16 protein-coding genes and 1 tRNA gene are annotated in these 14,326 nt (G+C 59.5%); 14 read left to right on the top strand and 3 right to left on the bottom strand.

The features are described 5' to 3' along the window. Nucleotides 1-89 precede the first annotated feature (89 nt). Nucleotides 90-491: a GFA family protein gene (locus J3P97_RS22090; RefSeq protein ID WP_434672758.1), complete on the top strand. Its 402-nt coding sequence runs from the start codon at nt 90-92 to the stop codon at nt 489-491. A 123-nt stretch (nt 492-614) separates the two neighbouring features. After that, nucleotides 615-1,052 carry a GNAT family N-acetyltransferase gene (locus J3P97_RS22085; RefSeq protein WP_434672757.1) on the top strand — a complete coding sequence of 146 codons (438 nt, stop codon included), beginning with the start codon at nt 615-617 and terminating at the stop codon, nt 1,050-1,052. Between the two features lie 580 nt (nt 1,053-1,632). Here J3P97_RS22085 and J3P97_RS22080 read toward each other — a convergent pair. Both J3P97_RS22080 and J3P97_RS22075 read right to left on the bottom strand, forming a co-directional pair. Beyond that, nucleotides 1,633-1,962 carry a hypothetical protein gene (locus J3P97_RS22080; RefSeq protein ID WP_434672756.1) on the bottom strand — a complete coding sequence of 110 codons (330 nt, stop codon included), beginning with the start codon at nt 1,960-1,962 and terminating at the stop codon, nt 1,633-1,635. Nucleotides 1,963-2,307: 345 nt separating this feature from the next. Beyond that, nucleotides 2,308-2,392, bottom strand: a tRNA-Leu gene (locus J3P97_RS22075). A 108-nt stretch (nt 2,393-2,500) separates the two neighbouring features. On the opposite strand from J3P97_RS22075, the gene queA reads away from it, so the two are divergent. The 6 genes from queA to J3P97_RS22045 all read left to right on the top strand — a co-directional run bounded on the left by queA (nt 2,501) and on the right by J3P97_RS22045 (nt 8,584). After that, on the top strand, nt 2,501-3,550 hold the full coding sequence (gene queA / locus J3P97_RS22070; RefSeq protein ID WP_305498973.1) for a tRNA preQ1(34) S-adenosylmethionine ribosyltransferase-isomerase QueA: 1,050 nt from the start codon (nt 2,501-2,503) through the stop codon (nt 3,548-3,550). A gap of 14 nt (nt 3,551-3,564) precedes the next feature. Next, nucleotides 3,565-4,680: a tRNA guanosine(34) transglycosylase Tgt gene (gene tgt / locus J3P97_RS22065; protein WP_305501181.1), complete on the top strand. Its 1,116-nt coding sequence runs from the start codon at nt 3,565-3,567 to the stop codon at nt 4,678-4,680. A 43-nt stretch (nt 4,681-4,723) separates the two neighbouring features. Beyond that, a complete protein-coding gene (yajC, locus tag J3P97_RS22060; RefSeq protein WP_016773317.1) occupies nt 4,724-5,062 on the top strand; it encodes a preprotein translocase subunit YajC in 339 nt (112 codons plus the stop codon). A 63-nt stretch (nt 5,063-5,125) separates the two neighbouring features. Then, the gene (gene secD, locus J3P97_RS22055; protein ID WP_305498976.1) at nt 5,126-6,994 is read left to right on the top strand and encodes a protein translocase subunit SecD; all 1,869 of its coding nucleotides are present in this window, start codon (nt 5,126-5,128) and stop codon (nt 6,992-6,994) included. Nucleotides 6,995-7,003: 9 nt separating this feature from the next. Beyond that, nucleotides 7,004-7,918 carry a protein translocase subunit SecF gene (gene secF / locus J3P97_RS22050; RefSeq protein WP_434571964.1) on the top strand — a complete coding sequence of 305 codons (915 nt, stop codon included), beginning with the start codon at nt 7,004-7,006 and terminating at the stop codon, nt 7,916-7,918. 117 nt (nt 7,919-8,035) lie between these two features. Further along, on the top strand, nt 8,036-8,584 hold the full coding sequence (locus J3P97_RS22045; protein WP_014336691.1) for a glycine zipper 2TM domain-containing protein: 549 nt from the start codon (nt 8,036-8,038) through the stop codon (nt 8,582-8,584). Nucleotides 8,585-9,028: 444 nt separating this feature from the next. Here the strand turns inward: J3P97_RS22045 and suhB are convergent, their stop codons facing one another. Beyond that, nucleotides 9,029-9,847 carry a type III secretion system regulator SuhB gene (suhB, locus tag J3P97_RS22040; RefSeq protein WP_003185165.1) on the bottom strand — a complete coding sequence of 273 codons (819 nt, stop codon included), beginning with the start codon at nt 9,845-9,847 and terminating at the stop codon, nt 9,029-9,031. A 144-nt stretch (nt 9,848-9,991) separates the two neighbouring features. Here suhB and trmJ point away from each other — a divergent pair, with 144 nt between their 5' ends. The 6 genes from trmJ to iscA all read left to right on the top strand — a co-directional run bounded on the left by trmJ (nt 9,992) and on the right by iscA (nt 14,326). Continuing rightward, nucleotides 9,992-10,762, top strand: a complete 771-nt coding sequence (gene trmJ, locus J3P97_RS22035; RefSeq protein WP_434628536.1) for a tRNA (cytosine(32)/uridine(32)-2'-O)-methyltransferase TrmJ — start codon at nt 9,992-9,994, stop codon at nt 10,760-10,762. A 1-nt stretch (nt 10,763) separates the two neighbouring features. Next, nucleotides 10,764-11,540 carry a serine O-acetyltransferase gene (gene cysE, locus J3P97_RS22030; protein ID WP_434571967.1) on the top strand — a complete coding sequence of 259 codons (777 nt, stop codon included), beginning with the start codon at nt 10,764-10,766 and terminating at the stop codon, nt 11,538-11,540. Between the two features lie 251 nt (nt 11,541-11,791). Then, nucleotides 11,792-12,283: a Fe-S cluster assembly transcriptional regulator IscR gene (gene iscR, locus J3P97_RS22025; RefSeq protein ID WP_030139599.1), complete on the top strand. Its 492-nt coding sequence runs from the start codon at nt 11,792-11,794 to the stop codon at nt 12,281-12,283. Nucleotides 12,284-12,333: 50 nt separating this feature from the next. Continuing rightward, nucleotides 12,334-13,548 carry an IscS subfamily cysteine desulfurase gene (locus J3P97_RS22020; RefSeq protein ID WP_434571968.1) on the top strand — a complete coding sequence of 405 codons (1,215 nt, stop codon included), beginning with the start codon at nt 12,334-12,336 and terminating at the stop codon, nt 13,546-13,548. A gap of 43 nt (nt 13,549-13,591) precedes the next feature. Next, nucleotides 13,592-13,978: a Fe-S cluster assembly scaffold IscU gene (gene iscU, locus J3P97_RS22015; protein ID WP_003185157.1), complete on the top strand. Its 387-nt coding sequence runs from the start codon at nt 13,592-13,594 to the stop codon at nt 13,976-13,978. Nucleotides 13,979-14,002: 24 nt separating this feature from the next. Beyond that, entirely contained in the window at nt 14,003-14,326 is a 324-nt protein-coding gene (gene iscA / locus J3P97_RS22010; protein ID WP_003185155.1) for an iron-sulfur cluster assembly protein IscA, read from the top strand.

Below are 14,326 nucleotides of genomic sequence, written 5' to 3'. Positions count from 1 at the left end.
TATCTTCAACCAAATCGGCCAGTAGCGGTCGGTCGACTGATTGGACTGGGGCGGTTACGCTGGCGTTATTCACCTGCACGGAACAGCCTATGACACAGGTATACCAAGGAAGCTGCTTATGCGCTGCCGTCAGTTACGAGCTACTCGTCTCACCAAAAGCAGTGAGTCATTGTCATTGCAACCAGTGTCGCAAAGGTCACGGAGCAGCATTCGCTTCGTACGGCAGCATTCCGCTTAGCGCGCTTCGAATACTTCGCGGTTCCACCAGCATCAAAACCTATGCTTCGTCAGAGACGGTATTACGGGAGTTCTGCATGGACTGCGGTTCGACTCTGTTCTGGTCGCGATCTGAAGGTAAGTTTGCCGTCTGGGTCTCGATAGCGTTGGGCACGCTTGATACGCCCTTCCTGCCTCAAAAGCAGAAGCATGTTCATATCGACTCCGCAGTCCTCTGGTTCAAATCATCTAACCTATGCCCTCAGGTCGAATGACGGCTTTGGGTCGCTTTCTGCCGGTCTCAGTCACCAAGTGTGCTGGTCAAGTCCGATGCAAACGACAGATCATGTCGAATACAAATGGTGGGCAAGCCTGTGCAATACCCAGTTGAGAACAATATGAAAGTTCGAAAAGCCTTACTAACCGATGCAGAATCGGTGTCCAAACTCCTAGGCCAGTTAGGCTACCAAGCCTCGCCAAAGCTAATCCGAGATAAGCTTGAGGCTTTAGAACTTAGCGCTCGCGATACCGTGCTGCTGGCACAAGACGGTAAAAATATTATCGGCGTCATAAGCTTGCACGTACTTGAACTGTTTCATCAGCCGGGTAGGCTCGGACGCATTACCTCCCTTGTCATTGATGATGACTTCCGAGGACAAGGAGTAGGGGCAATGCTAGTTTCCGCTGCTGACGCGTTTTTTACAGAGCAACTTTGCGTCCGGGCTGAGGTGACTAGCAGTGACCACCGAATACCGGCTCACACTTTTTATCAGCAGCAAGGTTACGCGGTCGACGAGCGTAGGTTTGTCAAACGGTATGATTTTTCCGGGGCATAGCAAGTTTAAATTCGGCGAGCACATCACCTTGATCAAATATAAAACTGGTAAGCAGCGTGTATTGCCCGAACGCTTACGCTACGCTATAGGCCTAAGGTGGGGAGCTAATATAGAAGTCACTCAGATGTGGTGCGCCGCGCTGGCCCGAATTTGTCGGAACTCATCCCACCCTTCAAATCATTCTGCTAGCTATGGGCGGGCCATCTCAGGCCATGACGGTTATGAGCTATAGCGTTCTGTCTGATAGTGACCTCTTCGCTACAGTGCTTTTAAGCTTTGCTTCAGAAAGAGCGACTGTTACCGATCCCATTAGTCGAGTAAGGGTCGAAATTGCGGGATGTAAGTCGTCCTGAGTGTCCCCGTCCCACTCCTCAACTATCTCCAGTTCCGCACGTAACTTAAGAATACGTTCTTGAATCTCTACTAGCTCAGCGGCGCCACATTGCGTGGCAATTGCTTGCCAGCCTGCATCGGAGATTTTCTCTTGAACTGATAAGCCTGATCTGGCTTTTTTCAATCAACTCTTGAAGTTTGCTCATATGACATTCATGCCAAGGTTGGGAGATGGGAATCTGACCGCTCACTGAATATTCTTCAAATAGTCTCTAAGCGCGACAAGCGACGTATCCAATTGTGCCACCGTTGGCACGGTTTGGAGATTTTCAGCCAGACGATTCAACTCCCGCCCCAGCACCGAATCCACCCCACCAACCGCCCCCAACGCCAAACCCAAACACCGCCCAATCTCCCCCTGAATCCCAACCAAATCCCCCCGCCGCACCAACAACCCAAAAACCTCCCGATCACAACCCCCCATCAACGGATCATCCCGCAAAATCGGACTGTGACCCTCCGTCTCATAAGCCAGCTTGAGCGAGTAAAGAGCGACCGTTTCCAGCAGCAATTCCATGGGGTGAGATCCTTGGTGACTGGGTGAAGAGGGTGGGGTGGTGGTTTTGGCCTTGGCGGTGGCAACTCGGAGTATCGGTGTGGGCAGTGACTCTTTTGTGAGCGCTTTGCGCTCAAGCGGGAGCAAGCTCCCTCGCCACGGGTTTTTTCCTACCACCGGTTCTTCCTTGCCTCAGATCTTTTCACATTAGGGGTTGGGTATTTGGGGCTGCTTTGCAGCCCAGCGGGGATGAATCCCCTCGCCACAACCGCGGGCGCCCTGGGGTGGGATTTGCGTTGCTCGCGGCAAAGCCACTTTCCTGCAGACGAAAAAAAAGACCTTGGATTTCAAGGTCTTTCTTTAAGATGGTGCCCCGAGGGAGACTCGAACTCCCACTCCTTTCGAAAACGGATTTTGAATCCGCCGCGTCTACCAATTCCGCCATCAGGGCTCAATGGCGGCGAAGTATAGAGAGGTGCCTACCGTTGGTCAATCACGTTTCATGGTGAATTTTTGATAATTCCGCTAGACTTTCCGGCCCTGCTAGACGAACCCCATCATGCGTGTTGCTGACTTTACCTTCGAACTCCCGGATTCGCTGATCGCTCGCCACCCTCTGGCCGAGCGTCGCGCCAGTCGACTGTTGACCCTGGACGGGGTCAGCGGTGCCATGGCTCACCGTCAATTCACTGATTTGCTTGAGCATTTGCGCCCGGGCGATTTGATGGTGTTCAACAATACCCGAGTCATTCCGGCGCGGTTGTTTGGCCAGAAGGCCTCCGGCGGCAAGCTGGAGATTCTGGTGGAGCGGGTGCTGGACGGGCATCGGGTGCTGGCCCATGTACGGTCGAGCAAGTCGCCCAAGCCGGGCTCGTCGATTTTGATCGACGGCGGCGGTGAGGCGCGGATGGTGGCGCGGCATGATGCGTTGTTCGAGCTGGAGTTTGCCGAAGAGGTGTTGCCGCTGCTCGACCGCGTCGGGCACATGCCGTTGCCTCCTTATATAGACCGCCCGGACGAAGGTTCGGACCGCGAGCGTTATCAGACCGTGTACGCCGAGCGCCTGGGGGCGGTGGCGGCGCCGACGGCGGGGCTGCATTTTGATCAGCCGTTGCTGGAGGCGATTGCCGCCAAGGGCGTGGAGACGGCGTTCGTGACGCTGCACGTCGGCGCCGGCACGTTCCAGCCGGTGCGCGTGGAGCGCATCGAAGATCACCACATGCACAACGAATGGCTGGAAGTCAGCCAGGAAGTCGTCGATGCCGTGGCGGCGTGTCGCGCCCGCGGTGGGCGGGTGGTGGCAGTGGGGACCACCAGCGTGCGTTCCCTGGAAAGCGCCGCGCGTGATGGCGTGCTCAAGCCGTTCAGCGGCGACACCGACATCTTTATCTACCCGGGCCGGCCGTTTCATGTGGTCGATGCCTTGGTCACCAACTTTCATTTGCCCGAATCCACGCTGTTGATGCTGGTTTCGGCGTTCGCCGGTTATCCCGAGACCATGGCCGCCTACCAGGCCGCCGTCGAGCATGGGTACCGCTTTTTCAGCTACGGTGATGCGATGTTCATCACCCGTAACCCCGCGCCACGCGGGCCCGAGGAAACCGTATGAGTCGCACCTGTCGCATGTCCTTCGAGTTGCTTGCTACCGATGGCAAGGCTCGTCGTGGTCGTCTGACCTTCCCCCGCGGTACGGTGGAAACCCCCGCGTTCATGCCGGTGGGCACCTACGGCACGGTCAAGGGCATGCTGCCGCGTGACATCGTTGCCACGGGCGCGGAGATCATTCTCGGCAACACCTTCCACCTGTGGCTGCGTCCGGGCATGGAAGTGATCAAGGCCCACGGCGACCTGCACGATTTCATGCAGTGGAAAGGCCCGATTCTGACCGACTCCGGCGGTTTCCAGGTGTTCAGCCTCGGCGCCATGCGCAAGATCAAGGAGGAGGGCGTGACCTTCGCCTCGCCGGTCGACGGCTCCAAGGTGTTCATGGGCCCGGAAGAGTCGATGCAGGTGCAGCGCGACCTGGGCTCGGACATCGTGATGATCTTCGACGAATGCACGCCGTACCCGGCCGATGAAGACGTGGCGCGGGTGTCGATGGAGCTGTCGTTGCGCTGGGCCCAGCGCTCGAAGAATGCCCACGGCGAAAACACCGCGGCTCTGTTCGGCATCGTGCAGGGCGGCATGCACCAGGATTTGCGCATGCGCTCGCTGGAAGGCCTCGACAAGATCGGCTTCGACGGCCTGGCGATTGGCGGCCTGTCGGTGGGCGAACCGAAGCACGAGATGATCAAGGTGCTCGATTACCTGCCGGGCCAGATGCCCGCTGACAAACCTCGTTACCTTATGGGCGTTGGCAAACCGGAAGATCTGGTTGAGGGTGTGCGCCGCGGGGTGGACATGTTCGATTGCGTGATGCCAACCCGTAATGCCCGCAATGGGCATCTGTTCATCGACACTGGTGTGCTGAAGATCCGTAACGCGTTCCATCGCCATGATGATTCGCCGCTCGATCCGACGTGCGATTGCTATACCTGCCAGAACTTCTCCCGCGCTTATCTGCATCATTTGGACAAGTGCGGCGAAATGCTCGGCAGCATGCTCAATACCATCCATAATTTGCGCCATTATCAGGTGCTTATGGCTGGTTTGCGCGAGGCTATCCAACAGGGTACATTGGCCGCCTTTGTCGAGGCCTTCTATGCCAAGCGCGGGTTGCCTGTTCCGCCTTTGGACTAAGTTTTCCGATCCCTAGATTCAATATTTGCAACTGGAGTGCTAAATGAGCTTTTTTATCTCTAATGCCATGGCTGACGCGGCTGCACCTGCTGCTGCCAGCCCTATGGGTGGCGGTTTCGAGTGGATTTTCCTGGTCGGCTTCCTGGTCATCTTCTACCTGATGATCTGGCGTCCACAGGCCAAGCGCGCCAAAGAGCAGAAGAACCTGCTCAGCAGCCTGCAGAAAGGTGATGAAGTGGTCACCACCGGCGGCATCGCCGGCAAGATCACCAAAGTGGCGGATGACTTCGTGGTTCTGGAAGTGTCCGACACTGTTGAAATGAAGTTTCAGAAGGGCGCCATCGCGGCCACGCTGCCAAAAGGCACGCTGAAAGCGATCTAGGTAACAACTTCTCTTCAATCGACGGGGCGCGCAAGGCGCCCCGCGTCATAAGCGGGCGGCGTGATGCTGAACAAATACCCTCTGTGGAAATACCTACTGATCCTGGCGGTGCTGGCGGTCGGTGTGATTTATTCCGCTCCCAATCTCTACCCGGATGACCCGGCCATTCAGGTCAGCGGCGCCAGCACGGCATTGCAGGTCACCCAGGCCGATCTGGACCGCGCCAGCGCTGCGCTCAAGGCGTCCAATATCGAGGTCAAGGCTGCGTCCATCGCCGAAAACGGCAAGGGCGGCCTGTTGCGCCTGGTCAAGTCTGAAGACCAGTTGCCGGCCAAGGATGTGGTACGCAAGGCGTTGGGCGACGATTACGTTGTGGCCCTGAACCTGGCCCAGACCACCCCGCAGTGGCTGCGCAATCTTGGCGCCCACCCGATGAAGCTGGGCCTGGACTTGTCCGGCGGTGTGCACTTCCTGCTGGAAGTGGACATGGAAAAAGCCCTCGACGCGCGACTGAAAGTCTACGAAGGCGACGTCAAGAGCCTGCTGCGTAAAGAGCGCGTGCGTTATCGCAGCCTGCCGCAGTTCGAAGGTGCCATTCAGCTGGGCTTCAGCGATGAAGATGCCCGCGAACAGGCCCGTGCCCTGATCCGCAAGAATTTCAACGATTTCGACATTGTGCCGGCCGACCTCAATGGTCAGGCGGTGCTGCGTCTGGCGATGACCCCGGCCAAGCTGGCGGAAATCCGCGAATACTCCATCAAGCAGAACTTGACCACGGTGCGTAACCGCGTCAACGAGCTGGGTGTGGCCGAGCCGATCGTCCAGCGCCAGGGCGCCAACCGTATCGTGGTTGAGTTGCCGGGTGTGCAGGACACTGCCGAAGCCAAGCGTATCCTCGGCAAGACCGCCAACCTGGAATTCCGCCTGGCCGCTGAGCCGGGTGCTTCCAAGGCGACTTCCGAAAGCTTCGAGTTCCGTGAAGGCGGTCGTCCGGCGGCGCAGATCGAGCGCGGCCTGATCATCACCGGTGACCAGGTGACCGACGCCCAGGCGGGCTTCGACGAGCAAGGTCGTCCACAGGTGAACATCCGTCTCGACGGCCACGGCGGCGAACTGATGAGCCGCGCCACGCGCAGCAACGTCGGTCGCAGCATGGCGGTGATCTTCATCGAGCAGAAGCCGACCACCACCTACACCAAACAGGTAGTCAACGGCGTCGAGAAAGACGTACCGGTCCAGACCTTCAAGGAAGAGAAGAAGATCATCAGCCTGGCGACCATCCAGTCGCCACTGGGCAGCCAGTTCCGCATCACCGGCCTGAACGGCCAGGGCGAATCCTCGGAGCTGGCCCTGCTGCTGCGTGCCGGTGGCTTGGCCGCGCCGATGTACTTCGCTGAAGAGCGCACCATCGGCCCAAGCCTGGGTGCCGACAACATCACCAAGGGCGTCGATGCCTCCCTGTGGGGCATGCTGTTCGTGTCGCTGTTCATCATCGCCATCTACCGCTTCTTCGGCCTGATCGCCACGGTTGCGCTGGCGGTGAACATGGTGCTGTTGCTGGCTCTGATGTCGTTGCTGGGCGCCACGCTGACCCTGCCGGGTATCGCCGGTATCGTCTTGACGATGGGTATGGCGGTGGACGCCAACGTGCTGATCTTCTCGCGGATACGTGAAGAGATTGCCGCGGGCATGTCGATCCAGCGGGCAATCAACGAAGGCTTCGGCCGGGCATTCACCGCGATTCTCGACTCCAACCTGACTACCTTGCTGGTCGGCGGGATTCTCTTTGCCATGGGCACCGGCCCGGTCAAGGGCTTCGCAGTGACCATGTCCCTCGGGATCTTTACCTCGATGTTCACAGCCATCATGGTGACCCGCGCAATGGTCAACCTGATCTTTGGCGGTCGTGACTTCAAGAAGTTGTGGATTTAAGGGGCTGCCATGTTACGTACAATCAACTTCATGGGCGTTCGCAACATTGCGTTCGGCGTCACATTGTTCCTCACGGCACTGGCGTTGTTCAGCTGGGCCACCAAGGGCCTGAACTACGGCCTGGACTTCACCGGCGGTACGCTCATCGAGCTGACCTACGAGCGTCCGGCCGACGTCACCAAGGTGCGTGAGCAACTGGCGAGCTCGGGCTACAGCGATGCCGTGGTGCAGAGCTTTGGCGCCACCACCGATTTGCTCGTGCGTATGCCGGGTGAAGACCCGCAACTGGGCCACCAGGTCGCCGAAGCCTTGCAGAAGGCCGGTGGCGATAACCCGGCCCAGGTCAAGCGCGTCGAGTTCGTCGGCCCGCAGGTGGGTGAGGAGCTGCGCGACCAGGGCGGCCTCGGCATGCTGTTGGCGCTGGGCGGCGTGATGCTCTACCTGGCTTTCCGCTTCCAGTGGAAGTTCGCGGTCGGCGCGATTGTCTCGCTGATCCACGACGTGATCGTGACCGTGGGCATCCTGTCGTTCTTCCAGATCACCTTCGACCTGACGGTGCTGGCGGCGGTGCTGGCGATCATCGGTTACTCGCTCAACGACACCATCGTCGTGTTCGACCGGGTGCGCGAAAACTTCCGAGTGCTGCGCAAGGCCTCGTTGATCGAGAACATCAACATCTCGACCACCCAGACCCTGCTGCGGACCATGGCGACGTCGATCTCGACCTTGCTGGCGATTGTCGCGCTGCTGGTGTTTGGCGGCGACAACCTGTTCGGCTTCTCCATCGCGCTGTTCATCGGTGTGATGGCGGGTACCTACTCGTCGATCTATATCGCCAACGTGGTGCTGATCTGGCTGAACCTGAGCTCCGAGGACCTGATTCCTCCGGCGGCCACCGAGACCGAGGTGGACGACCGCCCGTAAGGCTCGGTTTTCCGTCCGTCACCGCTCAAAAGGCGCGAGTTGAACTCGCGCCTTTTTTTGTGCTCCAAGGCTGGGAGAAGCGCGGATTATTCCGCTTGTAATGGCCTGGAGGTTCAAGTGAACAAATCGATGCTGGTTGGTGCGGTATTGGGTGCTGTCGGTGTAACAGCCGGTGGTGCGGTCGCCACCTACAGCTTGGTAAAAAGTGGCCCTGAGTATGCGCAAGTACTGGCCGTGGAACCGGTCAAGACCCAAATCAAGACCCCGCGTGAAGTGTGCAAGGACGTGACAGTGACCCGGCAGAAGCCGGTTCAGGATCAACACCAGATCGCCGGCACTGTGCTCGGCGCCGTGGCCGGTGGCCTGTTGGGCAACCAGATCGGCGGCGGCACCGGCAAGAAGATCGCCACCGTGGCGGGTGCGGCTGGCGGCGGTTATGCCGGTAACAAGATTCAGGAAGGCATGCAGGAGCGCGACACGTACACCACCACCCAGACTCGCTGCAACACCGTCAATGACATCAGCGACAAGGTTGTAGGCTACGACGTTCGCTACATGCTCGACGGCAAGGAAGGCAAAGTCCGTATGGACCGCGACCCGGGCAACCAGATCCCGGTCAGCAAGGAAGGCCAACTGATCCTGGGCCAGAACGAACCGGCCCAGTAATCCACCGCTATGAAAAAGCACCCTCCGGGGTGCTTTTTTTACGCTCGCATTTCCACGCTCCACCATCAATCCCCGGTGGGAGCGAGCCTGCTCGCGAAATCGGTGGCTCAGCTTGCATCGATATTGAATGTGCCGGCCTCTTCGCGAGCAAGCTCGCTCCCACATTGGATCTGTGGTGGGCACAAATCTTATGCCTACCCCAAATCTCCTTGTGGGAGCGAGCTTGCTCGCGATAGCGGTGGTTCAGCTTGGCTCCATATTCAAGGTGTAACCCATCGTGGCGAGGGGGCTTGCTCCCGCTGGGCTGCGCAGCAGACCCAAGATCTTGCGGTCGCTGCGCAACCGAGCGGGAGCAAGCTCCCTCGCCACGGATTACCTGTATCCGGGTAAAGTGACAGGCATAAAAAAAGCACCCCGAAGGGTGCTTCTCTTGAGCCGAGCGGCTTAGCGCTTCAGCGAGGCCGGCAGGTGCGGCTGGATCGCCGTCAGCACAGCCTTGAAGCATTTGGTGTTGCCGGCAACGATGTGGCCTTTTTCAAGGAAATCGTGGCCGCCGGTGAAGTCGCTCACCAAGCCACCCGCTTCCTGGATCAACAGGGCGCCTGCCGCCATGTCCCACTCGGACAGGCCCGATTCCCAGAACGCATCGAAACGACCGGCAGCTACATAAGCCAGGTCCAGGCTCGCGGCACCGGCGCGGCGGATGCCGGCGGTCTGGCCGACCAGGGCGCGGAACATGCCCAGGTAGTTGTCGAGGTTGTCCATCTGGTCATCACGGAACGGGAAACCGGTGCCCAGCAGGGCGCCGTCCAGGCTGGTGCGGCCGCTGACGCGCAGGCGACGGCCGTTCAGTTGGGCGCCACGGCCACGGCTGGCGGTGAATTCTTCCTGGCGAACCGGGTCCAGCACGACGGCGTGTTCCAGGCGGCCACGGTACTTGCAGGCGATGCTGACAGCGAAGTGAGGAATGCCACGCAGGAAGTTGGTGGTGCCGTCCAGCGGATCGATAATCCACAGGTACTCTTCGCCTTCGATGCCGGTACCGGCGTGCATGCCGGTCTCTTCACCGAGGATGGAGTGGTTCGGGTAAGCCTTGCGCAGGGCGTCGACGATTTTCTGTTCGGCGGCGCGATCAACCTCGGACACATAGTCCTTGGCATCTTTTTCATCGACCTTGATGGTATCCAGGCGCTCGATGGAGCGGAAGATCAGTTCACTGGCGCTGCGGGCGGCGCGCAGCGCGATATTCAGCATGGGCTGCATGGATGTGTCACCTAAGGTTGTTAAAGAAAGCCGCGCATTCTATCAGAAAGTTTTCTCAGGAGAAGGTTGGTGTTCGCTTTCATAGCTTAACGGTAGGTGCTTAGGTAAGATTTGCTCCCTTTTATATGTTCGAGAGCGCCTCCCTTGTTGCAGAACATTCGTGTCGTCCTGGTCAATACCAGCCATCCGGGTAACATCGGCGGAGCTGCGCGGGCCATGAAGAACATGGGCCTGTCGCGGCTGGTGCTGGTTGAGCCGCGCTCGTTTCCCCATCACGAAGCCGATGCGCGGGCATCCGGCGCCGGTGACATCCTCGCCAATGCCCAGGTCGTCGCTACCCTGGAAGACGCCTTGGTGGGTTGCAACCTGGTGCTCGGCACCAGCGCCCGCGACCGCCGTATCCCCTGGCCGCTGCTCGATCCTCGCGAATGCGGCACCAAGGTGGTCGAGGAAGCGGGGCAGGGCGCGGAAATCGCCTTGGTGTTCGGCCGTGAAGATTCCGGCCTCACCAATGAAGAGCTGCAGCGATGTCATTTTCACGTGCATATCCCCTCCGACCCCGGCTTCAGCTCGCTGAACCTCGGGGCGGCGGTGCAGGTATTGAGCTATGAAGTGCGCATGGCCTGGCTGCAAGCCGAAGGCCAGCCCAGCAAGGTGGAAAAATTCGAGGCGACGTCGCCGCGCAGTGAGACACTGGCGACCATGGACGAGCTGGAGCGATTTTATGAACACCTGGAGCAGACCCTGGTGGACATCGAATTCCTTGACCCGGACAAGCCTCGGCACTTGATGGCGCGCCTGCGTCGGTTGTACGGACGAAGCTCGGTGAGCCGGGCGGAAATGAATATATTGCGCGGCATCCTCACGGAAACCCAGAAAGCGGCCCGTGGCGAGCTGATTAAGCGGAAGGAATAAAATGTTCGAACGTTTGCGTGAAGATATCCAGAGCGTCTTCCATCGTGACCCGGCGGCGCGCAATGCCTTTGAAGTGCTGACCTGCTACCCCGGCATGCACGCCATCTGGATCCATCGCCTGTCCGGCGCCTTGTGGAGCATGGGTTGGAAATGGCTGGCGCGGCTGGTCTCGAACTTCGGCCGCTGGCTGACCGGCATCGAGATCCATCCGGGCGCCAAGGTCGGCCGGCGGTTTTTCATCGATCACGGCATGGGCATCGTCATCGGCGAGACCGCCGAGATCGGCGACGACGTGACGCTCTATCAGGGCGTGACCCTCGGCGGCACCAGCTGGAACAAAGGCAAGCGCCACCCGACCCTGGAAAACGGCGTTGTCGTCGGTGCTGGCGCCAAGGTGCTCGGCCCGTTCACCGTGGGCGCGGGAGCGAAAGTCGGCTCCAACGCCGTGGTCACCAAGGCCGTGCCGCCCGGCGCGACCGTGGTGGGTATTCCGGGGCGGATCATCGTCAAGTCGGACGAAGAGCAGGACGCCCGGCGCAAGGCCATGGCCGAGAAGATCGGCTTCGACGCCTACGGTGTCGGCGAAGACATGCCCGACCCGGTGGCGCGCGCCATCAACCAGTTGCTCGATCACCTGCAAGCGGTGGACGGGCGCCTGGAGGGGATGTGCGGCGCACTAAAGGAGCTGGGGAGTGATTATTGTGCCAAGGATCTGCCGGAACTGCGCGAGGAAGACTTTGCGTGTGTGAAGGACAAGGACCAAAGCCAGGCTAGCTGAAACCTGGCAGGCCTCTTCGCGAGCAGGCTCGCTCCCGCACTGGATCTGCGCTGGACCGCCAGTCCCCTGTGGGAGCGAGCCTGCTCGCGAAGAACGATAACGCGGTACAGCTGGTCGTTAGCCGCCTACGTTTGCTATCATGCGCGCGCTCTTTTGCGGGTAAACCCGAGTAAAGCACTAGGTCTTATACTTGACTTAAATACTCGGGAATTGCATACTCGCCCCCATTCCGAACTTCGTGGTAATTGTCCATGCGACTGACTACAAAAGGCCGATACGCCGTGACCGCAATGCTCGATCTGGCATTGCATGCGCAGCACGGGCCGGTGTCCCTGGCCGATATCTCCGAACGCCAGGGCATCTCCCTGTCCTACCTCGAACAGCTGTTCGCCAAGCTGCGCCGCAGCAACCTGGTCTCCAGCGTTCGTGGCCCCGGTGGCGGCTACCAGCTGTCGCGCGAGATGCAAGGCATCCAGGTCGCCCAGGTGATCGATGCCGTGAACGAATCGGTCGATGCGACCAAATGCCAAGGGCTGGGCGACTGCCACGGCGGCGATACCTGCCTGACCCATCATCTGTGGTGCGACTTGAGCCTGCAGATTCACGAGTTTCTGAGTGGTATCAGCTTGGCCGACCTTGTGACTCGCCGTGAGGTGCAAGAAGTAGCCCAGCGTCAGGACCAGCGCCGTTGCAATGGCAAGGCGCCGCACCTGGACAAGATTGAAGCGTCCGCCGTCGAATGACTGCCGCAGAGCACGCGGAACGCCAGCCAGCCTGATTTAGGAGAGAGTCCATGAAATTGCCGATTTACCTTGATTACTCTGCGACCACCCCGGTTGATCCGCGTGTCGCGCAAAAGATGAGTGAATGCCTGCTGGTCGACGGAAACTTCGGCAACCCGGCCTCGCGTTCCCACGTGTTCGGCTGGAAAGCCGAAGAGTCGGTCGAAAACGCCCGTCGCCAAGTCGCTGACCTGGTCAATGCCGACCCCCGCGAGATCGTCTGGACCTCCGGTGCCACCGAGTCCGACAACCTGGCAATCAAGGGTGTCGCGCATTTCTACCACACCAAGGGCAAGCACCTGATCACCTCCAAGATCGAGCACAAGGCTGTCCTGGACACCATGCGCCAACTGGAGCGTGAAGGCTTCGAAGTCACCTACATCGAGCCCGGTGAAGACGGCATCATCACCCCGGCCATGGTCGAAGCCGTACTGCGCGACGACACCATCCTGGTTTCGATCATGCATGTGAACAACGAAATCGGCACCGTCAACGACATCGCGGCCATCGGTGAACTGACCCGTTCCAAGGGCGTCCTGTTCCACGTCGACGGCGCGCAGTCCACCGGCAAGGTCGACATCGATCTGTCCAAGCTGAAAGTCGACCTGATGTCGTTCTCGGCCCACAAGACTTATGGCCCTAAAGGCATCGGCGCCCTGTACGTCAGCCGCAAGCCGCGTGTTCGCCTCGAAGCGACCATGCACGGCGGCGGTCACGAGCGTGGCATGCGTTCCGGTACCCTGGCGACCCACCAGATCGTTGGCATGGGCGAAGCCTTCCGCGTGGCCAAGGAAGACATGGCCGCCGAGAACGTGCGCATCAAGGCCTTGAGCGACCGTTTCTTCAAGCAGGTCGAGCACCTCGAAGAGCTCTACGTCAACGGCAGCATGACCGCCCGCGTTCCACACAACCTGAACCTGAGCTTCAACTACGTTGAGGGCGAGTCGCTGATCATGGCGCTCAAGGATCTGGCCGTGTCGTCCGGTTCGGCGTGCACCTCGGCGTCGCTGGAGCCTTCCTACGTACTGCGTGCCCTGGGCCGCAACGACGAACTGGCTCACAGCTCGATCCGCTTCACCTTCGGCCGCTTCACCACCGAAGAAGAAATCGATTACGCCGCGCAGAAAGTCTGCGAGGCCGTTACCAAGCTGCGTGCTCTTTCGCCGCTGTGGGACATGTACAAAGACGGCGTCGACATTTCGAAAATCGAATGGGCGGCGCACTGAGAAGTCGCCACCAGAGCGGCTCCACTGATGAGGATTGAAGCAAATGGCATATAGCGAAAAGGTCATCGACCACTACGAGAACCCGCGCAACGTCGGCAAGATGGACGCGCAGGATCCTGACGTCGGCACCGGCATGGTCGGCGCCCCGGCGTGCGGCGACGTGATGCGTCTGCAGATCAAGGTCAACGAACAAGGCATCATCGAAGATGCCAAGTTCAAGACCTACGGCTGCGGCTCCGCCATCGCGTCCAGCTCCCTGGCCACCGAGTGGATGAAGGGCAAGACCCTCGACGAAGCCGAAACCATCAAGAACACTCAGTTGGCCGAAGAACTGGCCTTGCCGCCAGTGAAAATCCACTGCTCGGTACTCGCTGAAGACGCCATCAAGGCCGCCGTTCGCGACTACAAGCAGAAGAAAGGCTTGATCTGATCCGCGTTACGGTAAGGAGTTTCCATGGCTATCCAGATGACAGAAGCGGCAGCTAACCATATCCAGCGCTCACTTGCGGGGCGCGGCAAGGGCGAGGGTATCCGCCTGGGTGTTCGCACCACGGGTTGTTCCGGCCTCGCCTATGTACTGGAATTCGTCGACGAAGTCGGTGAAGACGATCAGGTGTTCGAGAGTCATGGTCAGAAAGTGATCATCGATCCCAAGAGCCTGACGTACCTGGACGGCACCGAGCTGGATTTCGTCAAGGAAGGGTTGAACGAAGGCTTCAAGTTCAACAACCCCAACGTGCGCGGTGAGTGTGGCTGCGGCGAAAGCTTCAATATCTGA

It is taken from the genome of Pseudomonas sp. R1-15 (genome assembly GCF_051132085.1).
Classification (GTDB): domain Bacteria; phylum Pseudomonadota; class Gammaproteobacteria; order Pseudomonadales; family Pseudomonadaceae; genus Aquipseudomonas.
The sequence above is the reverse complement of the archived record's forward strand: the minus strand, read 5'-3'. Positions and strand labels throughout refer to the sequence as shown.